Below are 25,900 nucleotides of genomic sequence, written 5' to 3'. Positions count from 1 at the left end.
GCCGAGATCATCTTTGCCCTGTCTGCCAGGAGACCCCGAATGTCGCTCGCCCGTCCGTGGCGCATTGCCCTGTCCTGCGTTCTCGCTCTCGCCGCCGCCAGCTGCTCGGCGCTCGGCGGTGGCGACGAGCCTGCCAAGCCCAATCCCGCAGGCAGCTTGGAGCAGACCAAAGTAGTCGTCGGCACGTTGCCCATTGTGGACACTGTGCCGCTCGCGATCGCACAGCAGAAGGGCTACTTCAAGGAAGAAGGCCTCGAAGTCGAACTGAAGACGCTGCCGGGTGGCGCCGCCGCGGTGCCCGGCCTCGCCAACGGTGAACTGCAGTTCGCCTTCGGCAACTACGTCTCGTTCTTCAACGCGCAGTACAAGAACGTGCTCGACGTGAAGCTGGTCGCGGACGCCTACCAGGCCGCGCAGGGCATGTTCCTGATCCTGACCGGCAAGGAATCCGCGATCACCAAGCCCGCCGACCTGGCAGGCAAGCGGATCGCGATCAACACCAAGGCGAACATCGTCGAGCTGACCGCACGCTCAGCGCTCGATGCGAGCGGTGTGGACAGCAAGTCGGTGACCTTCACCGAGATCCCGTTCCCGGACATGCAGACCGCGGTGGAGCGTAAGAACGTCGACGCGGCGTTCATGGTGGAGCCGTACATCACCCAGGCGCAGCGCAAGGCCGGGATGATGCCGGTTCTGGACGCGGCAACCGGCGCGACGCTGGACGTGCCGATCGCGGTCTGGGCGACAAGCGCAAAGTTCGCACAGGAGAAGCCGAAGACGGCCGCCGCGTTCCAGCGCGCGATCGTCAAGGGTCAGCGGGACGCGGCCAACCGTTCGCTGGTCGAGGAGACCGTGACCACGTACGCCAAGGTGGACAAGGACACCGTCAGCCTGATGCACCTCGGCACGTGGCCGACCGCGATGAGCCCGGTGCGCATGCAGCGGGTGATCGACCTGATGACGCAGTACGGCCTGATGGACAAGGCGAAGCAGATCAACCCGGAGTCGATGATCTTCAACGCGCCCCAAGGCTGATCATTCGGTTTCGTTCGCCAGAGCCAGATATAGATCGACCCGGTCACCGAACCGATTGGGATCACGCCCAGTCAGTTCGGTGATCCGGGTTATCCGGTAGCGCAACGTGTTCACGTGGACGTGCAGCTCGGCCGCGGCCAGCGTCCACGAACCCGAGTGCTCAAGGAAAACGCGCAATGTGCGCGTCAGTTCGGACTTGTGTGTCGCGTCGTATGTGGACAGTGGGCCGAGGATCTGGTTGCGGAACGACCGGCGAAGCTCATCCGGGACGGCCGCGAGCAGCAACAGATGCGAGGCCACTTCGTCGCCAGCCATCACCGTGACACGACCCGGTGATCGTTCCGCGAGCTTACGGGCGTACCGCGCTTGCAGAATCGCTGTGCGCAGGCCTGTGGCGTCCGTGCTGCGACCAAGCCCGAGCACAAGACCCGTTGGGCCAAGGGCAGGTTCCATGGTCCGGACCATGGCTTTGAGTTCGGCCGTGATGGGTTGGTTCGTGCCGAGCAAACCGAATGCCTCGTCGTCGACCGTGCCGACGAGCGCCGGTCCGTCGAATGCGGACAGTAGGTCGTCCACCACCGCAGCGGAGTGCTTGGTGGACGAGACTGTAACGACTTCGGTGTCGTCGAGTTCGGTGGCAGCGAGCTGTGACTGGATATCGTTCTGGGTCGTCTGCTCCGAAAGCAGTAGTCGTAGCAAGGGTTTCGCCGCGCGGTTCTCGATCCGGCGGGCCTCGTCGATGCGCGAGCGTTCAAGGCCGATCAGCGTGGCGAACTCGCTCGCCACGTCCTGGCGTTCCCGCTCCCATGTCCGGTAGTCCCCGGCCACCACCAGAAACCAGCCAAGCGCTCGTTCCTTCGCGGTCGTGGCGAACACCGACAGCCCGCCGGTCACGATCGGCAGCCGTTCAGCGTGCAGGAATCTCTTGGTCAGCTTCTCCGACGACTCCCCTTTGCCTGCGATGACCCGCCCGGCCGCACTCAGTACCCAGCATTCCGCGCCGAGTTCCGTCTCCCCTGCTTTGACCAGTGCATCGAGTCCCCCGCCCGCCGTCACCACCGCGACCAGGCGCCTGTGACGGTCAAGGTTCGGCGTCGACCGTTCCGCTGCGAGCCCAAGGATCACGCGCTCGCTGATGGTCGCGAAGGGAATGTGCACCGGCACCACGAGCAGCGGCACGTTGTGCCGTTTGCACGCTTCGACCACGTGCTCAGGCAGGACGCCGCCGGACTCGGCCGTGCCCGCTCCCAGCGCGGTGACCCCGGCTTCGGCGAGGCCAGCCACGAACGCCTCGGAGTCCTCCGGGGCCTGCCACCACTCCATCCCGCTGAGCACGAGCTCGCCGCCGGTCAGAAACCGGCGCGGGTCGCGCAGGGTCGCGGTGAAGACCCTGGTGATCGGCCGGTCAACCGCGTCCGCGCCAACCAGCAGGTCAAGGCCAAGGTCAGCGGTCTTGAGCAACGTTTTGAGGTTCATCGCGCCCGCCACGCTAGTCCAACGCCGTTTGGAGGAACCTCCAAAACGGTACTCCCCCGCTCACCTGCTTTTCATGGTTTTCGCCGCTGGTGACCGCGCTGGCCAGATTGTTGACTGGGTCACATGGTTCGACGACTGTCCACTACGGAACTGCTGGCGTGCTGTGCGTCGCGTCGATGGGCGCTGCACATGGACGCCAAGGCGCCGTACCCGGACGTGGCGAAGCTGCTGGCCACGTCGGACACCGAGCTGGCCGCCCTGGCCTGGCGCGACGTCACCGAGGCACTCGCCGCGCACCCGCGGATCGGTAGCCGGATGGCCGGGTCGAGCCGCGAGGCCGAATGGTCACGCCACGAGCAGTCCGCGGCCGTTGGTGCGGATGCCGAACTGGCCGCCGCGAACGAAGATTACGAGCGCAAGTTCGACCGCGTTTTCCTGATCAGTGCGGAAGGGTTGAGCGCCGCCGAAATACTCGCTGACCTGCGCAGACGGCTCGTGAACAACGAGGTCGACGAACGCGCCGAGGTGCGCAGGGAGTTGGCAGCGATCGTCCGTAAACGTCTACTGAGGTGCCTCGAATGAGCCTTTCGACCCACGTTCTCGATGCGGCTTCCGGCAAGCCCGCGTGGGGTGTTGTGGTCCGCCTGGAAAGCAGGGACGGGACCGTCCTCGAATCGGGCAAGACCGATGCGGACGGCCGGATCACCGGGTGGGACGCACCCGTCGGCGTGCATCGGCTGGTCTTCGAGGTCGAAGGGCCGTTCTATCCCGAGGTCGCCGTGACCTTCCGCGTTACCGACGCATCCGAGCATTACCACGTGCCGCTGCTGCTCAGCCCGTTCGCGTACTCGACCTACCGAGGCAGTTGAAAGGACCGAAGATGGCGATCGTTCTCGGCGAGAACCAGTACGGCAAGGCGGAGAACCGCCTGGTCCGCGTCGAGCGTGACGGAGACGAGCATCGTCTGGTGGACCTCAGCATCAGCACCGCGCTCGCGGGCGACCTCGCCGACACCCATCTGACCGGCGCGAACGACAAGGTCCTTGCCACCGATACGCAGAAAAACACCGTACTGGCGTTCGCCCGCGAGGGCGTCGGCCAGATCGAGGTTTACGGACTGCGGCTGGCCAAGCATTTTGTCGGTCAACTGGAGAGCATTCACCGTGCTCGCGTCGAGATTGAGCAGTATCCGTGGACTCGGCTCGGGCCGCATTCGTTCTCGCGTTCCGGCGAGGGCACTCGGCTGGCGACCGTGACGTACGACGGCTCGGCAACGGTCGAGGGCGGGATCAAGGATCTGACGGTCCTGAACACGACGGATTCCGAGTTCTGGGGGTATCCGCGAGACGAGTACACGACGTTGCCGGAGACCAAGGACCGGATCTTGGCGACCGCGGTGAATGCTCGGTGGCTGTTCTCGTCCACGGATGTCGACTGGGGCAAGGCTTACGACACCGCGCGGGTTTCGTTGCTTGAGGCGTTCGCCAATACGTACAGCTTTTCCTTGCAGCAAACGCTTTACGCGATGGGTTCGCGGGTTTTGCAGACCGTGCCTGAGATCGCTGAGATCCGGCTGAGCTTGCCGAACAAGCACCACTACCTGACCGACCTTTCGCCGTTCGGCCTTGACAATCCCGGTGTGGTTTTCCACGTCGGTGACCGTCCATATGGCCTGATCGAAGCGACCGTGAAGCGGGATTCGTGATGGACTTCCTGAGCCCGGACACGTTGGCAGAGGCATTGGAGCTCAAGGCCGCCCGGCCGTCAGCCGTGCCGATCGCTGGTGGTACCGATGTCATGGTTGAGCTCAATTTCGACCACCGGCGGCCGGATGCTTTGCTGAACCTCAACCGTGTCTCTTCGTTGTACGGCTACTCCACTGTGGATGGTCAGGTGCGGATCGGCGCGTGCATGCCGTACAGCCGGATCATCACCGAGCTGGGGTCCAGCCTGCCGGGTCTGGCCATGGCCGCACGGACGGTCGGTTCGCCCCAGATCCGCAATCGCGGCAGCGTTGGCGGCAATCTGGGCGCTGCTTCGCCCGCCGGTGACTCGCATCCTGCCTTGTTGGCAACGGATGCGACCGTGGAGATCGCGTCGACTCGTGGTGTTCGAATGGTTCCGGTCAAGGATTTCTATGTTGGTGTGAAACGGAATGTGCTTTCGCCGGATGAGTTGATCACGGCCGTGCATGTGCCACCCGCGACCGGGCCGCAGCAGTTCAGCAAGGTAGGCACGCGTAACGCCATGGTGATCGCGGTGTGCGCGTTCGCCATCGCCTTGCATCCCGCGCAGAAACGCGTCGGTACCGGGATCGGTTCGGCCGCGCCGACTCCGCTGCGAGCCTACGAGGCCGAGGAGTTCCTGAACGCCGAACTTCCTTGGGGTTCTTCGGAAGCGCTCTATGACTCGATGCTCCGGAGATTCGGCGAACTCGTGGCTGGGGCGGCGTCGCCGATCGACGACGTCCGGGGCACGGCTTCGTATCGGCGGCACGCTTTGGCTGTGATGGCCCGCCGCACTCTGGGCTGGACGTGGGACGAGTACAGGAGGTCAGCACAATGCGCGTGAACGTGACCGTCAACGGTGTGCAACGCGAGGCTGACGACGTCTGGCCTGGTGAAAGCTTGTTGTATGTGCTGCGTGAGCGGCTCGGGCTGCCCGGTTCCAAGAACGCGTGCGAACAGGGCGAGTGCGGCTCGTGCACGGTCTACCTCGACGATGTTCCCGTCTGCTCGTGCCTTGTCGCGGCTGGCCAGGCCGAGGGACGCGAGGTTCGTACGGTCGAGGGGTTGGCTTCCGATGAACTTCACCCTGTACAGCAAGCGTTTGTTGACAAGGGCGCGGTGCAGTGCGGGTTCTGCACGCCTGGATTGATCGTTGCCGCACACGACCTGCTTGAGCGCACGGCCGAGCCGACGGACGCCGAGATCCGCGAGGCGCTGGCCGGAAACCTGTGCCGCTGCACGGGATACGAGAAGATCATGGACGCCGTTCGCGCGGCAGCCGCGAAGAAGGCTGGTGTCGTATGATCACCGGCGGTATCGGCGAAAGTCCACTTCGGCCGGATGGGTCACTGAAGGTACGCGGCCAGTACGCGTATGCCTCGGATCTGTGGCTGGAGAACATGCTGTGGGGCGCGACCTTGCGCAGCCCTCATCCGTCCGCGCGGATTCTGTCCATCGACACGTCGGCAGCTTTGGCGATGCCCGGTGTCCACACTGTACTTACATACAAAGACGTGCCCGGCGAGAACGTCTACGGGCTCAAGTTCCAGGACACGCCGGTACTGGCCGAGGAAATCGTGCGGTATCAGGGTGAACCGGTCGCCTTGGTGGCCGCTGAGCATCCTGAGACCGCCAGACAGGCATTGAAGGCCATCAAGGTCGAGTACGAGGTCTTCGATCCCTTGCTGGACTGTGAACTGGTGGCCCACTCGCCTGAGGTGTCTCCTCTGCACCCGGGCGGGAACCTGGTGCGGTATCAGCGGATCGTCAAGGGCGACCCGGACGCGACGGCCGATGTGGTAGTCAGCGGGGTCTACGAGATCGGCATGCAGGACCAGGCTTTCCTTGGACCGGAGTCTGGCTTGGCCATTCCTGAGGACGACGGTGTGCACCTGTTGCTGGCGACACAGTGGTTGCACGTCGACCAGAAGCAGGCAGCCAAGGCGCTGGGGCTGCCGGTATCGAAGGTCAAGCTGACCATGTCCGGTGTCGGTGGTGCTTTTGGCGGGCGCGAGGACCTTTCGATCCAGGTACACGCCTGCATGTTGGCTTTGCGTACCCAGCGGCCAGTGAAGATGGCCTACAACCGGTTGGAATCGTTCTTCGGGCACGTGCACCGGCACCCGGCGAAGATGTACTACGAGCACGGCGCCACGTCCGAGGGCGACCTTGTGTATGTCCGCGCTCGGTTGTACTTCGATGGCGGTGCCTACGCTTCGAAGACCCCGGTCGTTGTCGGCAACGGCACCACGCTGAGTGTCGGCCCGTACAACGTGCCCCACGCGCACATCGAGGGCTGGGGCGTCTACACCAACAACCCTCCTTGTGGTGCGATGCGAGGGCTCGGCGCTGTCCAGCCGACCTACGCCTACGAGTCCCAAATGGACAAGCTCGCGGCCGCGTTGGGTATGGATCCCGCCGATCTCCGGATCCGCAACGCGATGAGCGAGGGTTCGACCACGGTCACCGGTCAGGTCGTGGACTTCCCTGCGCCAGTTGCCGAGTTGCTCCAGCGGGTGAAGGACATGCCGCTTCCTGATGCGTCTACTTCGAACATTTTGCAGCTGCCTGGCGGCGCTTCGAACACGACCCATGGCGAAGGTGTTGTTCGTGGGATCGGCTATGGCGTGACAATCAAGAACATTTCCTACGCCGAAGGTCTCGACGACTACTCCACGGCCCGGGTCCGGCTGGAGGTCATCGACGGCGAGCCGGTGGCGACCGTGCATACCGCGGCCGCCGAGGTCGGGCAGGGTCTGAACACCGTGCAGCAGCAGATCGCCCGGTCTGAACTGGGTGTTCAGCAGGTCATCCTGCATTCAACGGACACCGATGTCGGCGATGCCGGTTCGAGCTCGGCGTCACGGCAGACGTACATCACCGGTGGCGCCGTGCGTAACGCGTGCCGGGCCGTTCGTGCGAAGCTCCAGGAGATGGCCGGGACCTCGGAGGAACTCACCTCTCAGCAGATCGCCGCCGTGCTGGGGTCTGCGGTCATCGAGGAGACCCGGGAATACCATCACCGCAGGACTTATCCACTCGATCCCGAGAACGGCCAGGGCAATGCCCATGTGCAGTACGGGTTCTCGGCCCACCGCGCAGTGGTCGATGTGGACACTGAGCTGGGGCTGGTCAAGGTCGTCCAGCTGGACTGCGCACAGGATGTCGGCAAGGCGATCAACCCGGAAGCGGTCATCGGCCAGATCCAGGGTGGCTCTGCGCAAGGGCTGGGGCTCGCGGTGATGGAGGAAATCCAGGTCGCGGACGGCAAGATTCGCAACCCGTCGTTCACGGACTACCTGATTCCGACCATTTTGGACATGCCGCCGATGAACATCGACGTGATCGAACGGCCCGATCCTCATTCGCCGTACGGCGTTCGTGGCGTCGGCGAGCCACCGACCATCTCGGCAACACCCGCGATCGCCAATGCGATCCGCGCCGCGACCGGGCTTGAGCTGCCCCGCGTTCCCATTCGTCCCGAACACATTGTCGAGGAACACTGAAAATGTCGGAATCCCTTTGGCTGCAACGCTGTGTCGACCTGGCTACGTCCAACGTCGCCGACGGCGGCGGCCCGTTCGGCGCCTTCATCGTCAAGGACGGCCAGATCATCAGCACCGGCGTCAACCTGGTCACGCCGACCCTCGACCCCACGGCGCATGCGGAGGTCGTGGCGATTCGCCGCGCGTGCCAGGAGTTGCAGACGTTCAAACTGGACGGTTGCGTGCTCGTGACGTCCTGTGAACCCTGCCCGATGTGCCTCAGTTCAGCGCTGTGGGCCCGCGTGGACCGCATTATCTACGCGGCGGACCGGCATGACGCCGCCAAAGCCGGGTTCGACGACCTGGCGTTCTACGAGCTCTTCGAACAACCCCGTGACTCGTGGTCGCTACCCGTGACCCACGTGTCTGATGTGGACGGATTCAAGCCGTTCACCGCATGGCTCGACCGGCCCGACCGGGTCGAGTACTGAGCCGCTGGCGCTGACCGGAGCGCGCTTTCTGTAAATCCGTTACCCACCGGCAAGGGAACGATTCATGACGCAAACGGACAATGGTGACCGTTTAACCAGGCGGATGCCGCCTGCTCTCGATCGTCTTTTCGAAATCACCGGGCGGCGGACCACCATCGCCCGCGAAGTACGCGGCGGAATAACCACTTTCGTCGCGATGGCATATATAGTCCTGCTCAATCCCCTGATCCTCGGCGCGTCGGCGGACATCACCGGCGCCCGCCTGGACGCAGCACAAATCACGACGGCGACAGCGTTATCCGCGGCGGTGATGACAGTCCTCATGGGACTGATCGGCAACGCCCCGCTCGCTGTGGCCGCGGGTCTGGGAATCAACGGCGTGGTGGCGTTCCAAATGGCGCCGACCATGACGTGGGCCGAGGCTTTCGGATTGGTTGTGCTGGAGGGCGTCTGCATCGTGCTGATGGCCGCCAGCGGTGTTCGTGAACGGATCATGAATGCCATCCCGATGCCGTTGAAGACGGCCATCACGGTTGGCATCGGGCTGTACATCGCCCTCGTGGGCCTGGTCAGCGCGGGTTTCGTGACCCGCGTGCCGGACTCGGCGAACTCGCCTGTGCCTGTCCGACTCGGCGAAGGACACCTGTCCGGATGGCCGATCGTGGTGTTCTGCCTCGGTTTGCTGCTGATGATTGTCTTGGTGGCTCGTAAGGTCGCCGGGGCATTGCTGATCAGTATCGGGATCACGACCGTGTTCGCGGTCATCCTGTTCGAGGCCTTCGGAGTCTCCGGGTGGGGACGCACGGATCCAGCCCTGCCGGATCATGTGCTTGGTGCCCCCGACTTCGGTCTGTTCGGCAACGTGGACCTGTTCGGCGGATTTGTCTCAGCAGGACCGATAGCGGCGACAGTATTCCTGTTCACGTTGGTACTCTCAGGTTTCTTCGACGCGATGGGCACGATCACCAGCGTCTCGCAGGAAGCCGGACTGTCCAAAGACGGCAAAGTTCCAGGCATGGGCCGGATCCTGTTCGTCGATGGCGCCGGTGCGATCGCAGGCGGCATCACCGGCTCCTCCCCCAACACAGTGTTCCTGGAGTCAGCTGCCGGTGTCGGTGAGGGTGCACGGACCGGATTGGCCAGCGTGGTCACCGGCGGCTTGTTCGCCATCACGCTGTTGTTCACACCGTTGACCACGGTCGTACCCGCGCAGGCCGCAGCTCCGGCTCTGGTCGTGATCGGCGGCATGATGATGGCGCAATGTCGCGGAATCCCGTGGAACGACAGCGATTACACGATCCCGGTCTTCCTGACCGCCGCGATCATCCCGTTCACCTACTCGATCACCAACGGTGTCGGCGCGGGCCTGATCTCCTTTGTCCTGATCAAGACCTGCACCGGCCGGTGGCGCGAAGCCGGATGGCTGCTGACGATCCTCGCGGCCCTGTTCGCGGTGTACTTCGGCATCAACGGAATCGAAGCCCTGTTCAGTTAGGACACTCATGGCGCACATGTTCCTCAACGGCGGCGCGATGCGCGGCGGCCTCTTACACCACCTGCTGGCGGGATCCCCACTGATCGCCTCAACCAGAACCGCCGCAAAATACCGGTTCTACTCAGTGGACGACGTCTGCCCAGCCCTGCACCCAGTATCCCACGGCGGCGCGTCGGTAGCGGGCGAACTGTACGATGTACCGCTGGATGTCTTGCGAGACAAGCTCTTGCCCGCGGAACCACCGGCATTGGAACTAGGCGTCATCGAAATGGCCGACGGCAGCAGCTCATTCGCGATGCTGCTGCGCCGCGGCTACTCCGGCGCGTTGATCGACATAACCGCCCATGGCGACTGGGAGCTGTACCGATCGAAGAAGGGCAAGAATGTCTGACCTGGCAGCAAACGGAACAGTGATGGCGGCGAGCGACGAATTCTTCGCCGACAAGGAAAACCTGCTCAACCCAGCGCCTGCGACCTTCCAGCCGCACACCTTCACCCCGAAGGGCCAGCAATACGACGGCTGGGAAACCCGCCGCCGCTTCGGCCGCGCCCCAGGCCACGACTGGGTGCTGGTCCGGCTCGGTTCCGCGGGGATCGTACGGTCCATCAACGTGGACACAGCGCATTTCCTCGGTAACTACCCGGAGTCCTGTTCCGTCGAGGGAACCTGCGCTTCCGGATACCCCGGCCCGGACTCCCTGAAGTCATGGTTCCCTTTGGTTCAGCCGTCGCCGCTGAAAGGCGGCTCGGACAACGTGTTCGATGTGGACGTTCCGTGGCGAGTCACACACGTACGGTTGAACATCTTCCCGGATGGCGGCGTTGCCCGGCTTCGCGTATTCGGCAACGTAGTGCCAGATCCACGGGATCTGCTGGACATCCCGTTCGACCTAGTGGCGCTGCGAAACGGCGGAACGGTCATCTCCAGCAGCGATGGCTTCTTCTCACCACCGTCCAACATGTTGCAACCAGGCGAATCCCGATTCATGGCCGACGGCTGGGAGACCGCCCGACGCCGCTCCCCCGCCCACGACTGGGCCACCATCAAACTCGCATGCCCCGCCGTACCCGTCGTCGCCGAGATCTCAACGAAGCACTATCGCGGCAACTCACCCGACCGCATCGCCCTCTCAGGCTCCCCCGACGGAAAATCCTGGTCCCCACTCCTGCCCGAGACCAAAGTCCAACCAGACACCGACCACAGGTTCCGAATCAAAACCGACCAAGAGGTGTCATACGTCCGTCTGGAAAGCCACCCCGACGGCGGAATCGCAAGGTTCCGCCTCTACGGCAAACCAACCTCCCTAAAACCCCTAGAAGACCACTGGACCGCCACCACCCCCTAGCCCCACACCCCACCCCACCCCACCGAACCGTGTCCACCACTCCGACACACCGAAATGCACGTTCCGGCACACCGTGTCCACCACTCCGGCACACCGTGTCGACCAGCGCGAATGACCCCTTCATCCCACCTTTTATTTGCTACGTCGCCGTTATCGACAACGGGTAGCTTGATTCCGTTCGGGCGAGATGTGACTGTTGACACAAGTTGGGGTTAACGTCAGGATCTTGTCGAATCAGGGGCCGATGGGATCGAGGTCAGTGATGGCGGCACTTTCACGGCGGCAGATGCTCGGTTTACTCGGCGCGGCAGGCGCGGTCACCGCCATCCCCGGCTGCGGCAGCTCCCTCAGCGAGAATCCCGGCGGCGGAGGCGGGTCGGGTGGCGGCGGAACAGTCAAGATCGGCCTGGTCATTCCGCAGTCCGGCACGTACGCCGCGCTCGGCACGGACCTCAAGCGCGGCTGGGACCTTTGGCTGGAGCGCAACGGCGGCAAGTTAGGCGACTTCACGGTCACCACAGTCACCGCCGACGAGGGCGAAAACCCGCAGACCGGCGTACCCGCGATCCAGAAAGTCCTACAGTCCGACGGAGTCGACGTCGTCGTCGGCATCGTCAACTCCGCGACCGCCCTGGGCGCCGCGCCGCTGGTGGCTGAAGCGAAGAAGCTGCTTCTCGTGTCGAACGCGGGCGCGGCAGCCATCACAGACCCGGCCAAGCTGAGCCCGTACGTCTGGCGAACGTCGTTCCAGAACGCACAAGTGGCCTCGGTGCTCGGCACCTACCTTGGCAAAGAGAAGAAACAAGACGGCGTGTACGTCATCGCTCCGGACTACGCCGCCGGAACCGAAGTCGTGAACGGCTTCACCAAGGCGATCCAGGCCGCCGGAGGCACGGTCGCGGGCAGCGCGAAACCGCCCTTCGCGACCACGACGGACTACCAGCCATTCCTCTCCGCAATCCGTTCGTCGGGCGCCAAAGCGACCTTCTGCTTCTTCTCCGGCGCCGAGGCGATCGCGTTCGTCAAGCAGTATCAACAGTTCGGACTCGCCGGGTCGATCCCGCTCTACGGATCCGGCTTCCTGACCGAAGGCAAAGTGCTTGAGGCGCAGGGTGATGCCGCGTTGGGCGTCCAGACTTCGCTGCACTACAGCGATCAGCTCGACAACCCGGCCAACAAAGCTTTTGTCGAGGCTTACCGGGCCAAGTACAACGAGTCACCGAGCTGTTTCTCCTTGCAGACGTGGGATTCCGCGAACGTGCTGAGCCGTGCGTTGAAGGCCGCGCAGGCCACGACTGGCGACGCGCTCGCCAAAGCACTGGGCAGCATCGGGTCCATTGACGACAGCCCGCGTGGACCGTGGACTTTCGAAAACCAGAATCCCAAGCAGAACATGTACTTGCGGACCGTGGAACGCAAGGAAGGCAAGCTGGTCAACGCGATCACTACCGACCTCGGTCCGACCGGCCAGTTCAGCTGATCATGGGCGCGTGGCTGGACGCCAATCTTGTCGGCGTCATCAACGGGTTCGCCATCGGGTTCCTGCTGTTCATCGTGGCGGTCGGGCTGTCGCTGGTGTTCGGCATGATGGACGTGCTGAACCTGGCACACGGCGCGATCTTCCTCGTCGGGGCGTACGTTGGGGCCGCCCTGATCGGTGGGGACGCGACGTGGGGCAGTTTCCTTGGCGCGCTTGGCCTTGCCGCAGTTCTGGGGCTGGCGGGCGGCGGGTTGCTCTCGGCGATGACCGAACCGCTGCGCAAACGCTCGCATCTTGATCAAGCCTTGCTGACGCTCGGTGTCACGTTGGTCGTCGCCGAGGTTCTCGTGATGGTTTACGGCGACGACCCGCTTCCCGTTGGTGCGCCGCCAGGTTTGGACGACTCCGTGCCGGTGCTCGGGGCGGCTTATCCCACGTACCGCCTGGTGTTGATCGGGATCGGTTTGGTGCTGGCCATCGCGGTGTACTTCACCGTCGAGCGGACATCGCTTGGCGCGTTGGTTCGTGCGACGGTCGCGGATCGCGAGATGGTGGCGGCGCTTGGCGTGGACAACCGGCTGATCCGGGTCGGCGTTTTCGCTTTTGGTTCGATGCTTGCGGCGGTTGCTGGGGTTTTGGGCGGGCCAATTTACGGCGCCCGGCCGGGGCTCGACTCGACCGTCCTGATCCTGGCGCTCGTCGTGGTCGTCATCGGTGGGCTCGGGTCGGTACGCGGGGCGTTGCTCGGCGCCTTGGTCATCGGCCAGATCGACTCGCTCGGCCGGACGTTGTTTCCCGATGGCGCGTCGTTCATCTTGTTCGGCGCGCTGGCGTTGGTGCTGGTGCTCAGGCCGCAGGGTCTGTTCGGCGGCAAGGTTGGGGTGCGGTCATGACTCGGACAGCGCCGTCAGAGGCACCCGTGACCGTCGAGCCCGACACCACTCGGTCGCGGCGCTGGCTGACTCCGGCGATTCTCGCCGTGGTCGCTGTGGTTCTGGCGCTAGCGCCGATGTTCCTGGCACCGTTCGCCACGAGTACGTTGAGCCGGATCCTGGTGTTCGGGTTGCTCGCGGTGAGCCTGGATCTGCTTGTCGGCGTCTCCGGCCTGCCGTCGCTCGGGCATGCCGCGTACTTCGGCATCGGCGCGTACGCGGCCGGATGGGTGTCGATCAACGTCACCAGCGCCATCCCGGCCCCGTTGCTCGTCGGTGCTGTGGCTGGTGCTGTCGGCGCCGCGCTCACTGGCTGGATCACGGTCCGTGCACACGGCGTGTTCTTCCTGATGCTCACGTTGGCGATCGGTGAACTGCTGCACCAGCTCGCGCAGACCTGGGAGACAGTGACCGGCGGCGCCAACGGAATGGCCGGAATCCCGCCAGCTCGGGTCGGCAGCGAACCGCTGCTGCTGTCCGGCTACATCTATTGGTACGTGTTCGCGGCGTTCGTTGTGGGTTTCGTGATCGTCTGGATCGTCAGTCGTTCTCCCTTTGGCGCGGCGCTTCGGGGCATCCGTGACAACGAGCCTCGGATGCGCGCGTTGGGCTACCCGACACGGATCTACAAGTACGCGGTGTTCGTGTTCGCCGGGTCGATCGCTGGAATGGCTGGTGCTTTGCTTGCGGCGCAACAACGTCTCGTCACGCCTGCTGATCTTGGTTTCGCGACGGCGGCTTTGGCGTTGCTGGCTGTGATCATTGGTGGCGCCGGGACGTTGTGGGGGCCTGTTCTCGGGGCCGCGCTCGTGATCATCATCCGAGACGCGATCGGCCCCAGTCTCGACGGACATGGCGCACTGCTCCTCGGCCTCGTATTCATCGCCGTTGTCTATGTCCTGCCACGCGGCGCGGCGGGGATCTTGCGGAGGCGGCGCCAATGACATTGCAGTGCCACGGTTTGCGCCGCCAGTTCGGCGCTCTGAAAGCCGTCGATGACGTGTCGCTGTCCGTGTCCGATGGCGCGCGACATGCGTTGATCGGGCCGAACGGCGCGGGCAAGAGCACGCTGTTCAAGCTGATCACCGGCCTGCTTCGGAGTGACGGCGGCCGGGTCGAGCTCGCCGGTCAGGACGTCACCAAGGCGTCTGAAGTGCGGCGGTGCCGCCTGGGCATCAGCCAGACGCTGCAGCACGCCAGCCTCTTTCCGACGATGTCGGCTGCGGAGAACATCGTGCTCGCAGTGCAACGGCATGAAGGCAAGATCTCGTGGCTGCCCAGCAGGCAACGGTCGGTCCACGAACGCGCCGATTCCCTGCTTGACCAGGTTGGACTCACTGGTCGTGGCTCAGTGACCGTCAGCTCGTTGTCTCATGGTGAACGTAAGCAGCTCGAAGTCGCGTTGGCGTTGGCGTGTCGGCCCAAGTTGCTGCTGCTCGACGAACCCGCGGCCGGGATGTCCGCGGCCGAACGTGCCCGGCTCGTCGCGCTTGTTTCCAGCTTGCCTTCCGCGATCACGGTTTTGTTCGTCGAACATGACCTCGACCTGGTGTTCGAGCTCGCCGACACCGTGACTGTGCTGAACCTCGGGCGCGTATTGCTTTCCGGTGATCCGGCCGAGGTCAAGGCGAGTGAGGAAGTGCGCCAGGCTTATCTTGGCGCGGGCAGCCGGGAGGAGTTGTTCCGATGAGCCCGCTACTCGAAGTCAACCAACTGCGTTCTGGTTACGCGGGCAGCACTGTGCTTGACGGCGTCGACCTCACCCTGGACACCGGCGCGACGCTCGGGCTGCTTGGCCGCAATGGCGTCGGGAAATCCACTCTGATCATGACGTTGATGGGCCTTGTGCCCTTGAGTTCTGGGAACGTGTTGCTGGACGGTTCACCGATGCCCCACCGTCCACATAAGATCGCTCGGGCCGGTGTCGCCCTTTGTCCCCAAGGCCGCCGCGTCTGGGCGCCGCTCACGGTCGGCGAACACTTGAAGCTCGCCACCCGGCACGCCCGACCTGGCACATGGACCACCAAGACTGTGCTTGAACTTCTTCCCCGGCTCGCGGAACGCATCCGGCAACCCGCAGGTTCGCTGTCCGGCGGGGAACAGCAGATGCTCGCGATCGCTCGAGCCCTGCTGACCAACCCACGCCTGGTCCTGCTTGACGAACCCTCGGACGGTCTCGCGCCCGCGATCATTGAGTCCATCATGGACGTCATTCGCCGGATGCGCGCGGAAGGTGTTGCCGTGCTGCTGGTCGAACAGGATCTGCACTTGGCTTTCTCGGTGTGCGACGAGATCGCCGTGATGGATCGTGGTGTGATCGTGCACCGCACTGATACCGAGTCGTTCCGCTCCGACCCGACCACGGCCCATCGCTTGCTTGGTGTGGCCTAAAGGCCGGGGAAGACCTTCATCGCGTTGCCGGACAGGACGCCTTCGATGACGTCTGCTGGCAGGCCGATCTCGGCGATGGCGTCGGCGTTGCGCCGAACGCCGGGGACGCCTGGCCAGTCGGTGCCGAAGATCCACTTGGTGGCCAGGCGGCTGAGGTCGAAGCGGGCGTAGTACTCCGGAAGTTTCTTGGGTGGCAGGCCTGCGAGGTCGAGCCACACGTTGGGTTTGGCGAGCGCGAGGAACGCGGCCGTGTCGTACCACCAGCCTCGGCCACCGTGCGCGAACACGAAGTTCAGGCCGGTGAACTCCTCGACCACGCCGAGCATCAGTTCCGGATTGCCGTACTTGGACTGCGATCCCGGGAAGCTGGACACTCCAGAGTGGATGATCACCGGCACCCCGCGCTCGACGCAGACCTCGTACGCCGAGCGCATCTGCGGATCGTCCGGCGAGAATCCGGCGTGTACCGGGTGGATCTTCAACGCGACCGCGCCGAGATCCAGCTGACGCTCCACTTCGGACGCTATCGGGTGGTGTAGGTGGGGATTTATGTTGGCCACCAATCGAAACCGGTCCGGGTTGTAGTCCCTGATCGGCAGCAGGTCGTCGATGGTCTGGATTCCTGTTGCCCTCGGGCTGTACTCGCAGAACAACAGCGCCCGGTCGACGCCCTCGGACTCCAGCAAAGCGTCGAGCTTCGCGGGAACGGGATCACCGGACTCGTCGTACGCATCGCGCCACGCATAGCCGCAAGAGAACTCGGCCGCCCACTCCATCCACGCTGGCTTCAGCGTGGACAGCCTTGGCACGTGCATATGTGCGTCAACCAGCATGAGCAGGCTCCGCCGTCAACGTTCCGTATACGTGCTCCCGCAACACATTGCGCCGGACCTTACCGGTCGCAGTCTTCGGCAGCTCCTCGACCTGGACCACTTCGCGCGGCCGTTTGAACGACGCCAAACCGTCACGGCACCAGGCAATCAGCTCATCAGCATCGACCGCCGCACCTGCAACCGGGACCACGCAGGCAACTGGCTTGTCGAGCCCGTCGGCATCAGGTGCGGCGACCACCGCGACCTCGGCCACACTCGGGTGCTCGAGCAGCCGCTCCTCCACCTCGGCGGGCGAAACCCAGATCCCACCGGCTTTGAGCATGTCGTTGGAACGCCCGAGGCAGCTGTACGTGTCGTCCTCATTGCGCATGTACGTGTCACCCGTGCGCAACCACTCGCCTTGGAACACCTGCCGGGTGGTCTCCGCACGGCACCAATATCCGGTGGCCACTGAGGATCCACGCAAATACAGGTCGCCCGCCTTGCCTGCCTGCGTGATCACGCTGCCCTGCTCGTCCCGCAGTTCGACGTCATAACCGGGGACCGCGACACCCGATGATCCGGGACGCACCGCACCGGGACGGTTGGACAGGAAGATGTGCAACGCCTCGGTCGAGCCGATCCCGTCGAGGACTTCGAGGCCGAACCGGTCCCTGATCCGCTGGTACAGCACCGGTGGCAGCGCCTCGCCTGCCGAGATCCCTTGCCGGACACCGGCAAACGTGTCGTCGGGAATGTCGCTGTGCAGTAACGCCGAGTAGAACGTGGGCACCGCGAAGAAGAGCGTCGGCTGCTCGGACTTGACGTGTTCGGCGACGAGCTGCGGCGTCGGCCTCGCCCGTTCCAGGATCGCACTGGCACCCACAGCGAACGGGAAGAAGCACGAATTGCCGATGCCGTAGGCGAAGAACAGCTTGGCCACGGACAGGCACCGGTCGTCCGGCCCCATGTCCAGTACACCCTTGCCATACGCCTCGGCGACCATCCGGATGCTGGAATGCCGGTGCATGGCTGCTTTCGGCAGCCCGGTCGTGCCTGAGGTGTACAGCCACAGTGCCGGTGAGTCCTGCCAGGTGTCGTACGGTCTGGCCGGGCTGTCTCCCTCAAGGTCCAGCCACTGCTGGACACGCACACCCCGGCGGGCTTTGAACGGCACCTCGGCGTCCAGCAGGACATCGGTCACCTCGGGCGCAGCGGCCACAGCTACCTGGGCAACCTCCGCGAACTCGGCGGACACCGACAGCACCCGCGCGCGTGAGTCGGCCAGAACCTTGCCCAACTCCGGCCCGGTGAACATGGTCGACGTCGGCACCGGGACAGCCCCGATGTACATCGCACCGAGGATGCCCGCCAGCAACTGGATGTCGTCGGCCATGCAGAGCATCACGCGTTCTTCCGGCCGGACACCGATCGAACGGAGGGCGGCTGCGCTGCGTTTCACCTCTTCGGACAGTTCGCGGTAGGTCAGGGCACCGGAACTGGCCACGACTGCCAGGCGCTCACCGCGCCCGGCCTTGACGTGCCTGTCCACCAGGTATTCGGCAGCGTTGAACGGCATGCTGCTTGGCTTCGCTGGTGATACAGCCGATGGCACCGCAGTCATGTCGTCCGTCCTCCTAGTGGAAGTACACGTACTCGTAGTCGAACGGCTTGTTGTTGATCCCGTTGGTCGGCGGCGCCACCCAGCTAGCGATCTTGCCGCGTTCGTACACCGGATGCATCAGCGACCGGACGAAAGCGAGATCTTCGCTGGTCGGCAGCCACTTCTTGCGCCCCTTCTGCCAGGTCGCCTCATCCACGATCGAGCCGTCCGGGGTGATGTGGAACCCGGCGTGCATGCCCACGTGGCGGTTGAACCCGACATGCGGCAGCGCGAACCGGAAATCCAGTTCGGCGTCGGCCATGATCTTGTTCCACCGCTTGATGCCACTCTGACAGTCGGAGATGTACTCGCCGCGCAGGTCGAGGTTGAGCGCCAGCAGTGCGGAGAGCTCGTCGTTCGTCCACGTCCCGTCGGCGTTCGGCCGGTCCAGTTGTATGCCGTGCTCGGTGAGCTGGTGGTCGTCCTTGCGCCGCTCCTCCATCCACCGGCCCTTGAGCCCGGCGGTGAAGTAGTTGGCCGCGTTGGTGGACGTCTCACTGCCGAACAGATCCAGCGACACCGTGTAATGGAAGTTGATGTACTTCTGGATGATGTCCAGCGGGATGCCGCCGTGCTTGCCGATGTCCAACGTGTCGTGCTCGCGGATCAGCTGGGCGCTGCGGGTCACCACGCGGTCGACACCAGTGGTGCCGACGAACATGTGGTGTGCCTCTTCCTTGAGCATGAACTCGCAGGTTCGCGACAGCGGGTCGAAGGCGCTCTCCTTCAACGTACCGAGCTGGTACTTGCCATCCCGGTCGGTGAAGTATGTGAACATGTAGAACGCCAGCCAGTCCGCAGTCTCCTCATTGAACGCACCGAGGATACGCGGCGAGTCCGGACTGCCGGAATTGCGCACCAGCAACGCTTCCGCCTCTTCCCGGCCCTCTCTGCCGAAGTAGGCGTGCAGCAGGTAAACCATTGCCCAGAGGTGCCTGCCCTCCTCCACGTTGACCTGGAAGAGGTTGCGCAGGTCGTACAGGCTGGGCGCGGTCAGGCCGAGCAGTTTCTGCTGTTCGACCGAGGCCGGTTCGGTGTCGCCCTGGATCACGATCAGGCGCTGCAGATCAGCCCGGTACTCACCGGGAACCTGTTGCCAGACCGGCTGTCCTTTGTGCTCGCCGAACGCGATCCGCCGATCCGCCTTGGGTTCGGCGAGGAAGATGCCCCATCGGTAGTCCGGCACGTTCACGTGGTCGAAGTGCGCCCAGCCGTCCCGGCCGACGCTGACGGCGGTACGCAGATAGACGCCGTGCGTCTCCAACGCCGGGCCCATCTCGCCCCACCAGTTCATGAACTTCGGCTGCCAGCCCTCCAACGCGCGCTGCAGGCGGCGGTCGGATGACAGGTCCACATTGTTGGGGATCTTGTCCTCGTAGTTGATCGAGGTGGACATCTCAGACTCGTTTCCTGTCGAAGATCGCCTTCTGACCGGTGCCGTAGCGGCGGAGCGCCCCTTCGTCCCCAGACGCGTTCGGCCGGTTGAAGATCCAGTTCTGCCAGGCCGACAACCGGCCGAAGATCTTGGTCTCGGTCGTCTCCGGACCGGTGAACCGCAGATTGGCCTCGAGGCCGGTGCACGCGTCCGGGGACAGCGAGGCGCGGCTTTCGATCGCGATCCGGATCTCGTCCTCCCAGTCGATGTCGTCGGGGATGTCGGTGACCAGACCGAGCTCGTTGGCCTCAGCCGGGGTGAGCGGCCGATCGGTCTCCTTGCGCAGCCACTCGATGTGGTCCGGATGGCCGTAGAACCGTGACTCCAACCGGGAGATGCCGTTGCCCATCGGGAAGAGGCCGAAGTTGGCCTCGGTCAGCCGCAGTTCCGCACGCAGCGGGCTGTCCTCGTCGTCGACCGGCGGGCCGTCCAACATGTACTGGCGGTCGGCCGCGAAGGCCAGCTCGGCGAGCATGCCGGTGAAGCAGCTACCCGGCTCGATCAGCGCGATCAGGCTGCGACTGGTGACGTCGAGCCGTTTCAGCGTGCGCTTGTAGTAACGCAGGATCTCGTCGGCCAGCCAGTGGTCCTGGTTGTCTCTCAGCAGCTTCTCGTACGCGTCGACCGCACCGGCGTCCCCATCGGTCTTGATGATCCACGTTCCAAGCGTCGATTCGTTGGTGCGCAACCGAAGGATCAGGTCATCCAGCTCGCGGGTGACCGCGAGCGGCCAGAACGACGCGTCGACATCGGACACCGCGGACGGCGCTGGTGTCCGCGGTGCCCGAACAGTGATGACGACCGAGGAGGTCGACCTGTCAAAGTCCGCGGTGACATGCTCGAAGCGGATCCCGTCTTCGGTTGCTTCCCGGTTGAGCGGGGTCAGCTCGATACCTTTGGCGTCCTGCGGCCGGTTCGACCTGGCCGCGAGTTCAGCCGCACGCTGACGCGTTGCCTCTTCGAACTGGCGGGGCGCGGCGAGCTCGTCCACCAGACGCCATTCGAGCGCTGTCTTGCCTTTCACCCCGTCCGGCCTCGTGGAGAAGACGTCGGCCAGGTCCTTGCGGACCTTGCGCTTGTCGACCACTCTCGTGAGACCGCCCGTTCCAGGCAGGACGCCGAGCAGCGGCACTTCGGGCAGCGACACCGCGGAGGAGTTGTCGTCGACCAGCAGGATGTGCTCACACGCCAACGCCAGCTCGTACCCACCGCCGGCACAGGATCCGTTGACCGCGGCCAGGTAGGTCTGACCGGCCGAATCCTCCATGGCATTGCGGGTCTCGTTGGTGAACTTGCAGAAGTTGACCTTCCACTCGTGCGCGGAGGCAGCCAGCATCCGGATGTTCGCACCCGCGCAGAACACCTTGTCCTTGCCGCTGGTCACGACCACCGTGCGCACCTCAGGGTGCTCGAACCGCAGCCGTTGCGTCGCGTCGTAGAGCTCGATGTCCACACCGAGGTCGTAGGAGTTCAGCTTGAGCTCGTAACCGGGGACGATGCCGCCGGTCTCGTCGACATCGAGGACCAGCCAGGCGATGTCCCCTTCGGTGCGCATCTTCCAGTGCCGATAGCTGCCCGGGTGCGCGTCGAAGGACACGTCCATGTCGCCTCCTCGGCTACGAAGGTACCGCACCATTGTCTACAGAACTCTACTAAGTCGTCAACATTAAGTAGAAAGATTCGCCACGATATCGAGAGTGAACATGAGCCGGCGCCCGGTCATCCCCTTCATCTTGGTGATGCCGAAGGCGTAGCGGTCGACCACGCAGATGGCTGTGACGCGCAGTCCGTTGTCCACCGTAGTGATGGGTAAGTCGACCGGCCGCGTCTGGCCACAGACTGTCAACTGGCCGTGCAGGACCCAGCCCTTGTCCGTGTTCTCCACCCGCGTCGACGCGAAGCCGATGTCAGGGTGGTTCGCCGCGTCGAGGTACTGCCGACGGACCGTCGCGTCCCGCACGGAATTACCTGTGTCGATGCTGTCCGCCGCGATCGTCGCGCGCGCCGCGGACTCCTCGATTCGATCGGCTACATAGATATAACCGTCACGCAGTTCGAAACTGCCCCGCACCTTGCCAAGGCCGAACATGTGCCGGGTAGTGAACTCGATCTTGGACTGGGCGCGGTCGATGCGGTAGTCGCCGACGACCGGACTGGGGAGTGTGCTGCCGCGTTGTGTCATGTGGCGAGCCTGCCGCCGGGCGGCGCGTTCCCGCATCGACCAATAGTCGATAGCGATGTGAACTTTGGTCGCTATGCCACGAATCACCGCACGTCCTAGGCTCGCCAGCGTGGATCTCTGCGGACGGCACATCACCCTGATCACCATTCTGGTCGGGGTGTGCTCAGTGGCGACCGGGTACGGCGAATACGCGTCTGGTTCCCTTGTCGCGCTGGACATCGCGATCGGCATCATCGCGTGTGCGTTGGTACCGTTGCTGTTCCGCTGGCCTGTCGCCACAGCGCTCGTGCTCGCTGTGCTAGCAGCCATCTCCCCGACCGCCACGCCACCTTCGACAATAGGAACGTTGCAGGTTTCCTCGAGACAGCCATTCCCTGCCGCCCTTGGGGTCGCCGTCTTCGGTATCGCCGCGCACGCCGTGCGGTTCGCCTGGCACCCGTTGCCAGGCCTGTCCTTCGCGTGGTGGATGGTGCTGGTCGTGATCACCCATCTCGGGTTGCTCGGGTGGGGCGCGTTGGCCCAAGCACGCCGTCAGGTCATCGCGTCGTTGCGGGAACGGGCCGAGCGCGCCGAGGCTGAACAAGGCAGACGCATTCTCGAGGCCAGAGCGGCTGAACGCACCCGAATCGCGCGCGAGATGCACGACGTCCTCGCCCACCGATTGTCATTGCTGGCCACGTACGCGGGAGCACTGGAGTACCGGCCGGATCTCGCGCCGGAGAAGCTCTCCCAAGCCGCTGGGGTCATCCGATCGGGCGTACATCAGGCCCTCGACGAGCTTCGAGACGTGATCACGGTGTTACGTGATAAGTCGTCCCCCGAAAACACGGACCGCCCAGTGCCCGTGTTGGACGACTTACCCACCCTGGTCGAGGAATCCCGCGCGGTCGGTACACCGGTCGACGTCAATGGCGACGTCACCGAGGTCCCTGGCGCGACGAGCCGCACGGCTTATCGCGTCCTGCAGGAAGCCTTGACCAACGCCCGCAAACACGCACCGGGTCAACCGGTGAAGATCGACATCAATGGCAACCCAGGACGAAACTTGATCATCGAAGTGACCAACCCCTTGTGTCACGCGGACACACCCACATTCCCAGGCACTGGCACCGGCCTGATCGGCCTGACCGAACGCGTACGACTCGCAGGCGGAAAACTCGACCACGAGGTAACCGCACGAGAATTCCGCCTGCACGCACTGCTGCCGTGGCCGACATGATCCGAGTGCTCATCGTCGACGACGACGCTGTAGTCCGCACCGGACTCACCATGATGCTCGACGGCTCCGACGGCATATCAGTCGTCGCCGAAGCCGCCGACGGCATCGACGTACCTCGGGTTCTGGACGCCCACCTTGTCGACGTCGTGCTGATGGACATCCGGATGCCGCGGATGAACGGAATCGATGCCACCCAGCATGCCCGCGCTCGCCCCAACCCACCCGAGGTGATCGTGCTGACCACGTTCGACACCGACGACAACGTCCTACGAGCACTACGAGCCGGCGCGAGCGGCTTCCTGCTCAAGGACGCGCTGCCGTCAGCCATCGTCAACGCCGTCGTGCGTGTCGCAGCGGGTGAACCGATCCTGTCACCCCACATCACGCGACGCCTAATGGACCGTGCCGCCAACTCAGCCGAGAACTACACCAAGGCCCGAAAAACACTGGGCGACCTCAGCCCGCGTGAACACGATGTCGCAGTCGCCGTCGGCCAAGGCAAAACGAACGCAGAGATCGGCACCGAACTCCACCTCAGCACCGCAACAGTGAAAGCAAACATCACCCGCATCCTCACCAAACTCAACCTAGGCAACCGCACCCAAATCGCCCTCCTCGCCCACGACGCAAACCTTTGCTGACAAAGGACGCAGACCTTTGCTGACAGAGCAAACAACCACCCGCCACCGCGAAGCGCCATCACCGCCTACCTACACCCAGCACACCACCTATACGATCACGCGGTCGGGCGACGAAGTCGGCGGCATTCCGGCAGCCTCACTGGCAATCCCACTGATCCCCGCCGTGGGCTGGCAGATGACGTACCTGTCGGCGCCGCCCGCTCCCGATCATCATCCCGCTGGCACTGCGCTACCTACCCGAATCAGTGGAATACCTGGTATTGCATGGCCGGACCGCACAGATCATGCGCCAACCAACTTCCCGCTCGGCTCAGCATTGAGCTTCCTGCTCGTGGTCAACGTCGGCTTGATCGTCGGCGGCCGCGCGGCCGACCGCGTCGGCTCCAAAGCCAGTACTGGTGATCTCGCTCCTCGCCGCCGTGCGCACTACGACCCTGGCCGCCCCCTGAACATCGCCGCGACCTAAGCCTGAATCCACTGATGAGTGGGTGTTCGGGGCGGCGTGTTACAAGTGAAAGTGCCTTCTGACCTGCGATAATACGAGTTACTGAGGCTCGATTATCACCCGGGGATGGAAGGCACTTTCAGTGAAATTATCGCACAGGTGGTCGCGGGCGGCGGTGCGGTTCGATGAGGAGAATCTCGTGTCCTGCGCCGGGATCGTGCCGGTGATGGCGCTGGCCGAGCGGGCGGGCATGTCGGAACTGGTAGCGCAGAAGGTAGAGATCACGAACGCTCCGATCCCGTCGACTGGGGCCAGCCCGGCAGGCAAGGTCGCCTCGATCGTCGCGGGGATGCTCGCGGGCGCGGACTGTATCGATGACCTGGACGTGATCCGCCACGGCGGGATGAAACGTCTGTTCACCGGGGTGTACGCGCCCTCGACGCTGGGATCGTTTCTGCGCTCGTTCACCCACGGCCATGCGCTGCAACTGGCCGCGGTGCTGCGCGCGATGCTGGTGTCGCTGGCGGCGAAGACCCCGGTGCTGGCCGGGGCGGATCAGATGACCTTTGTGGACATCGACTCGCTGCTGCGCCGCGTGTACGGCACCCAGAAACGAGGTGCGCGGTTCGGGCCGGCCAAAGTCGGTGGCTACCAATTGTTGCTGCGAGGGCTCTCGCCGCTGGTGGTCACGATCTCCACCCGGCTGGCCGCACCCCTCGTCGCCGCGATCCGTCTGCGGGCAGGCAACGCCGGTTCCGCGCGGGGCGCGGCGAGGTTACTGACCCAAGCCCTGAACACTGCGAAAGCCGCCGGGGCACGCGCGGGACGGATCCTGGTCCGCGGCGATTCCGCCTACTACGCCGGCACAGTGGTCAGTGCCGCACGCCGCGCCGGGGCGATGTTCTCGATCACCGTGGCGACCAACCCGTCAATCCAGGCCGCCATCACGGCGATCGCCGAGGACGCGTGGGTCGCGGTGCGCTACCCGGGTTCGGTGGAAGATCCCGATACCGGCGAGCTGATCTCTGACGCCGAGGTCGCCGAGACCGGCTATACCGCCTTCGCCGGAACCCGCCACGTCATCACCGCCCGGCTGGTGGTACGCCGGGTGAAGGACAAGAACTCCGAGAACGCCCTGTTCCCGATCTGGCGTTACCACGCGTTCTTCACCAACACCGAACTATCCACAGTAGACGCTGATCTCGCCCACCGGCAGCACGCGATCGTCGAAACGACCTTCGCCGACCTCATCGACGGCCCGCTGGCGCATCTGCCATCGGGGCAGTTCGACGCCAACGCCGCGTGGGTCGTCTGCACCGCCCTCGCCCACAACCTGCTGCGCGCCGCAGGCAGCCTCACCAGCACCTTCCACGCCAAAGCCCGCGGCGCGACACTGCGCAAACACCTCGTCTGCGTCCCAGCCCGCCTTGCCCGCCCTCAAGGCCGCCCGGTCCTGCACCTACCCGAGCACTGGCCCTGGGCCGAGGCTTTCACCACCCTGCACACCGCCGCCAGCCCACCCGCCGCCTGACCTTTTCTTCACCACCCGCCCGCCAGGGCCCGACCGGAGACCTCCCGTGGACACGCTGGACAAGCCAGCCGTTTCACCATGCCCACCACCAAAACCCAAGATCCACACATGACC

The 25,900-nt window shown here is 64.4% G+C and carries 26 protein-coding genes; 20 read left to right on the top strand and 6 right to left on the bottom strand.

Annotated elements, in window-relative coordinates; all coding sequences use genetic code 11:
• Nucleotides 1-39 precede the first annotated feature (39 nt).
• Nucleotides 40-1,035, top strand: coding sequence for an ABC transporter substrate-binding protein (locus tag LWC34_RS09115; RefSeq protein WP_233724562.1), 996 nt, complete (start codon nt 40-42; stop codon nt 1,033-1,035).
• Here the strand turns inward: LWC34_RS09115 and LWC34_RS09110 are convergent, their stop codons facing one another.
• Nucleotides 1,036-2,511 (bottom strand): PucR family transcriptional regulator, encoded by a 1,476-nt coding sequence (locus LWC34_RS09110; protein ID WP_233724561.1) that lies wholly within the window; start codon nt 2,509-2,511, stop codon nt 1,036-1,038.
• Between the two features lie 123 nt (nt 2,512-2,634).
• Here LWC34_RS09110 and LWC34_RS09105 point away from each other — a divergent pair, with 123 nt between their 5' ends.
• The 15 genes from LWC34_RS09105 (at nt 2,635) to LWC34_RS09035 (ending at nt 15,858) form a co-directional block, all read left to right on the top strand.
• Nucleotides 2,635-3,093: a 2-oxo-4-hydroxy-4-carboxy-5-ureidoimidazoline decarboxylase gene (locus LWC34_RS09105; protein ID WP_233724560.1), complete on the top strand. Its 459-nt coding sequence runs from the start codon at nt 2,635-2,637 to the stop codon at nt 3,091-3,093.
• Nucleotides 3,090-3,380 carry a hydroxyisourate hydrolase gene (gene uraH, locus LWC34_RS09100; RefSeq protein ID WP_233724559.1) on the top strand — a complete coding sequence of 97 codons (291 nt, stop codon included), beginning with the start codon at nt 3,090-3,092 and terminating at the stop codon, nt 3,378-3,380. Before LWC34_RS09105 ends, uraH begins: the two co-directional genes overlap by 4 nt.
• Nucleotides 3,381-3,391: 11 nt before the next feature.
• Nucleotides 3,392-4,216 carry a factor-independent urate hydroxylase gene (gene pucL, locus LWC34_RS09095; RefSeq protein WP_233724558.1) on the top strand — a complete coding sequence of 275 codons (825 nt, stop codon included), beginning with the start codon at nt 3,392-3,394 and terminating at the stop codon, nt 4,214-4,216.
• Complete coding sequence (locus LWC34_RS09090; protein ID WP_233724557.1) at nt 4,216-5,082, top strand: FAD binding domain-containing protein; 867 nt, start codon at nt 4,216-4,218, stop codon at nt 5,080-5,082. The genes pucL and LWC34_RS09090 overlap by 1 nt, the downstream gene beginning before the upstream one ends.
• On the top strand, nt 5,073-5,543 hold the full coding sequence (locus tag LWC34_RS09085; protein ID WP_233724556.1) for a (2Fe-2S)-binding protein: 471 nt from the start codon (nt 5,073-5,075) through the stop codon (nt 5,541-5,543). Before LWC34_RS09090 ends, LWC34_RS09085 begins: the two co-directional genes overlap by 10 nt.
• The gene (locus LWC34_RS09080; RefSeq protein ID WP_233724555.1) at nt 5,540-7,744 is read left to right on the top strand and encodes a xanthine dehydrogenase family protein molybdopterin-binding subunit; all 2,205 of its coding nucleotides are present in this window, start codon (nt 5,540-5,542) and stop codon (nt 7,742-7,744) included. Before LWC34_RS09085 ends, LWC34_RS09080 begins: the two co-directional genes overlap by 4 nt.
• Nucleotides 7,745-7,746: 2 nt before the next feature.
• The gene (locus LWC34_RS09075) at nt 7,747-8,214 is read left to right on the top strand and encodes a nucleoside deaminase (protein WP_233724554.1); all 468 of its coding nucleotides are present in this window, start codon (nt 7,747-7,749) and stop codon (nt 8,212-8,214) included.
• A gap of 64 nt (nt 8,215-8,278) precedes the next feature.
• Complete coding sequence (locus tag LWC34_RS09070) at nt 8,279-9,709, top strand: NCS2 family permease (protein WP_233724553.1); 1,431 nt, start codon at nt 8,279-8,281, stop codon at nt 9,707-9,709.
• Between the two features lie 7 nt (nt 9,710-9,716).
• Entirely contained in the window at nt 9,717-10,100 is a 384-nt protein-coding gene (locus tag LWC34_RS09065) for an allophanate hydrolase-related protein (protein WP_233724552.1), read from the top strand.
• Complete coding sequence (gene alc / locus LWC34_RS09060) at nt 10,093-11,055, top strand: allantoicase (RefSeq protein ID WP_233724551.1); 963 nt, start codon at nt 10,093-10,095, stop codon at nt 11,053-11,055. The genes LWC34_RS09065 and alc overlap by 8 nt, the downstream gene beginning before the upstream one ends.
• A gap of 262 nt (nt 11,056-11,317) precedes the next feature.
• The gene (locus LWC34_RS09055) at nt 11,318-12,535 is read left to right on the top strand and encodes an ABC transporter substrate-binding protein (RefSeq protein ID WP_233724550.1); all 1,218 of its coding nucleotides are present in this window, start codon (nt 11,318-11,320) and stop codon (nt 12,533-12,535) included.
• A gap of 2 nt (nt 12,536-12,537) precedes the next feature.
• Nucleotides 12,538-13,428 carry a branched-chain amino acid ABC transporter permease gene (locus LWC34_RS09050; protein WP_233724549.1) on the top strand — a complete coding sequence of 297 codons (891 nt, stop codon included), beginning with the start codon at nt 12,538-12,540 and terminating at the stop codon, nt 13,426-13,428.
• Nucleotides 13,425-14,411, top strand: a complete 987-nt coding sequence (locus tag LWC34_RS09045; protein WP_233724548.1) for a branched-chain amino acid ABC transporter permease — start codon at nt 13,425-13,427, stop codon at nt 14,409-14,411. The genes LWC34_RS09050 and LWC34_RS09045 overlap by 4 nt, the downstream gene beginning before the upstream one ends.
• Nucleotides 14,408-15,157: an ABC transporter ATP-binding protein gene (locus LWC34_RS09040; RefSeq protein ID WP_233724547.1), complete on the top strand. Its 750-nt coding sequence runs from the start codon at nt 14,408-14,410 to the stop codon at nt 15,155-15,157. Before LWC34_RS09045 ends, LWC34_RS09040 begins: the two co-directional genes overlap by 4 nt.
• Nucleotides 15,154-15,858, top strand: a complete 705-nt coding sequence (locus LWC34_RS09035; RefSeq protein ID WP_233724546.1) for an ABC transporter ATP-binding protein — start codon at nt 15,154-15,156, stop codon at nt 15,856-15,858. Before LWC34_RS09040 ends, LWC34_RS09035 begins: the two co-directional genes overlap by 4 nt.
• On the opposite strand, the gene LWC34_RS09030 is transcribed toward LWC34_RS09035, so the two are convergent.
• The 5 genes from LWC34_RS09030 to LWC34_RS09010 all read right to left on the bottom strand — a co-directional run bounded on the left by LWC34_RS09030 (nt 15,855) and on the right by LWC34_RS09010 (nt 22,037).
• Nucleotides 15,855-16,691 (bottom strand): amidohydrolase family protein, encoded by an 837-nt coding sequence (locus LWC34_RS09030; RefSeq protein ID WP_233724545.1) that lies wholly within the window; start codon nt 16,689-16,691, stop codon nt 15,855-15,857. The two genes, LWC34_RS09035 and LWC34_RS09030, sit on opposite strands and share 4 nt — an antisense overlap.
• Nucleotides 16,681-18,294: a benzoate-CoA ligase family protein gene (locus tag LWC34_RS09025; protein ID WP_233724544.1), complete on the bottom strand. Its 1,614-nt coding sequence runs from the start codon at nt 18,292-18,294 to the stop codon at nt 16,681-16,683. Before LWC34_RS09025 ends, LWC34_RS09030 begins: the two co-directional genes overlap by 11 nt.
• A gap of 13 nt (nt 18,295-18,307) precedes the next feature.
• Nucleotides 18,308-19,729 (bottom strand): benzoyl-CoA 2,3-epoxidase subunit BoxB, encoded by a 1,422-nt coding sequence (gene boxB, locus LWC34_RS09020; protein ID WP_233724543.1) that lies wholly within the window; start codon nt 19,727-19,729, stop codon nt 18,308-18,310.
• Between the two features lies 1 nt (nt 19,730).
• Complete coding sequence (gene boxC, locus LWC34_RS09015; RefSeq protein WP_233724542.1) at nt 19,731-21,371, bottom strand: 2,3-epoxybenzoyl-CoA dihydrolase; 1,641 nt, start codon at nt 21,369-21,371, stop codon at nt 19,731-19,733.
• Nucleotides 21,372-21,434: 63 nt separating this feature from the next.
• Nucleotides 21,435-22,037: a YceI family protein gene (locus LWC34_RS09010; RefSeq protein ID WP_250109437.1), complete on the bottom strand. Its 603-nt coding sequence runs from the start codon at nt 22,035-22,037 to the stop codon at nt 21,435-21,437.
• A gap of 22 nt (nt 22,038-22,059) precedes the next feature.
• On the opposite strand from LWC34_RS09010, the gene LWC34_RS09005 reads away from it, so the two are divergent.
• The 4 genes from LWC34_RS09005 (at nt 22,060) to LWC34_RS08990 (ending at nt 25,786) form a co-directional block, all read left to right on the top strand.
• Nucleotides 22,060-23,169 carry a sensor histidine kinase gene (locus LWC34_RS09005; RefSeq protein WP_233724540.1) on the top strand — a complete coding sequence of 370 codons (1,110 nt, stop codon included), beginning with the start codon at nt 22,060-22,062 and terminating at the stop codon, nt 23,167-23,169.
• Nucleotides 23,166-23,810 carry a response regulator transcription factor gene (locus LWC34_RS09000; protein WP_233724539.1) on the top strand — a complete coding sequence of 215 codons (645 nt, stop codon included), beginning with the start codon at nt 23,166-23,168 and terminating at the stop codon, nt 23,808-23,810. The genes LWC34_RS09005 and LWC34_RS09000 overlap by 4 nt, the downstream gene beginning before the upstream one ends.
• A gap of 16 nt (nt 23,811-23,826) precedes the next feature.
• Entirely contained in the window at nt 23,827-24,276 is a 450-nt protein-coding gene (locus tag LWC34_RS08995) for a hypothetical protein (RefSeq protein ID WP_233724538.1), read from the top strand.
• 121 nt (nt 24,277-24,397) lie between these two features.
• A complete protein-coding gene (locus tag LWC34_RS08990; protein WP_233722400.1) occupies nt 24,398-25,786 on the top strand; it encodes an IS1380 family transposase in 1,389 nt (462 codons plus the stop codon).
• Nucleotides 25,787-25,900 lie beyond the last annotated feature (114 nt).

Origin of the sequence: Kibdelosporangium philippinense (assembly GCF_021390435.2) — a bacterium.
Classification (GTDB): Bacteria; Actinomycetota; Actinomycetes; order Mycobacteriales; family Pseudonocardiaceae; genus Kibdelosporangium; species Kibdelosporangium philippinense.
The sequence above is the reverse complement of the archived record's forward strand: the minus strand, read 5'-3'. Positions and strand labels throughout refer to the sequence as shown.

Coding starts and splice junctions, on each gene's coding strand:
- boxC (WP_233724542.1), bottom strand. CDS start 21,371: ATGGACGTGTCCTTCGACGCGCACCCGGGCAGCTATCGGCACTGGAAG.
- LWC34_RS09080 (WP_233724555.1), top strand. CDS start 5,540: ATGATCACCGGCGGTATCGGCGAAAGTCCACTTCGGCCGGATGGGTCA.
- LWC34_RS09090 (WP_233724557.1), top strand. CDS start 4,216: ATGGACTTCCTGAGCCCGGACACGTTGGCAGAGGCATTGGAGCTCAAG.
- LWC34_RS09025 (WP_233724544.1), bottom strand. CDS start 18,294: ATGACTGCGGTGCCATCGGCTGTATCACCAGCGAAGCCAAGCAGCATG.
- LWC34_RS09075 (WP_233724554.1), top strand. CDS start 7,747: ATGTCGGAATCCCTTTGGCTGCAACGCTGTGTCGACCTGGCTACGTCC.
- LWC34_RS09055 (WP_233724550.1), top strand. CDS start 11,318: ATGGCGGCACTTTCACGGCGGCAGATGCTCGGTTTACTCGGCGCGGCA.
- LWC34_RS09070 (WP_233724553.1), top strand. CDS start 8,279: ATGACGCAAACGGACAATGGTGACCGTTTAACCAGGCGGATGCCGCCT.
- LWC34_RS09035 (WP_233724546.1), top strand. CDS start 15,154: ATGAGCCCGCTACTCGAAGTCAACCAACTGCGTTCTGGTTACGCGGGC.
- LWC34_RS09050 (WP_233724549.1), top strand. CDS start 12,538: ATGGGCGCGTGGCTGGACGCCAATCTTGTCGGCGTCATCAACGGGTTC.
- pucL (WP_233724558.1), top strand. CDS start 3,392: ATGGCGATCGTTCTCGGCGAGAACCAGTACGGCAAGGCGGAGAACCGC.
- alc (WP_233724551.1), top strand. CDS start 10,093: ATGTCTGACCTGGCAGCAAACGGAACAGTGATGGCGGCGAGCGACGAA.
- LWC34_RS09085 (WP_233724556.1), top strand. CDS start 5,073: ATGCGCGTGAACGTGACCGTCAACGGTGTGCAACGCGAGGCTGACGAC.
- LWC34_RS09105 (WP_233724560.1), top strand. CDS start 2,635: ATGGTTCGACGACTGTCCACTACGGAACTGCTGGCGTGCTGTGCGTCG.
- LWC34_RS09065 (WP_233724552.1), top strand. CDS start 9,717: ATGGCGCACATGTTCCTCAACGGCGGCGCGATGCGCGGCGGCCTCTTA.
- LWC34_RS09115 (WP_233724562.1), top strand. CDS start 40: ATGTCGCTCGCCCGTCCGTGGCGCATTGCCCTGTCCTGCGTTCTCGCT.
- boxB (WP_233724543.1), bottom strand. CDS start 19,729: ATGTCCACCTCGATCAACTACGAGGACAAGATCCCCAACAATGTGGAC.
- uraH (WP_233724559.1), top strand. CDS start 3,090: ATGAGCCTTTCGACCCACGTTCTCGATGCGGCTTCCGGCAAGCCCGCG.
- LWC34_RS09110 (WP_233724561.1), bottom strand. CDS start 2,511: ATGAACCTCAAAACGTTGCTCAAGACCGCTGACCTTGGCCTTGACCTG.
- LWC34_RS09045 (WP_233724548.1), top strand. CDS start 13,425: ATGACTCGGACAGCGCCGTCAGAGGCACCCGTGACCGTCGAGCCCGAC.
- LWC34_RS09000 (WP_233724539.1), top strand. CDS start 23,166: ATGATCCGAGTGCTCATCGTCGACGACGACGCTGTAGTCCGCACCGGA.
- LWC34_RS09040 (WP_233724547.1), top strand. CDS start 14,408: ATGACATTGCAGTGCCACGGTTTGCGCCGCCAGTTCGGCGCTCTGAAA.
- LWC34_RS09030 (WP_233724545.1), bottom strand. CDS start 16,691: ATGCTGGTTGACGCACATATGCACGTGCCAAGGCTGTCCACGCTGAAG.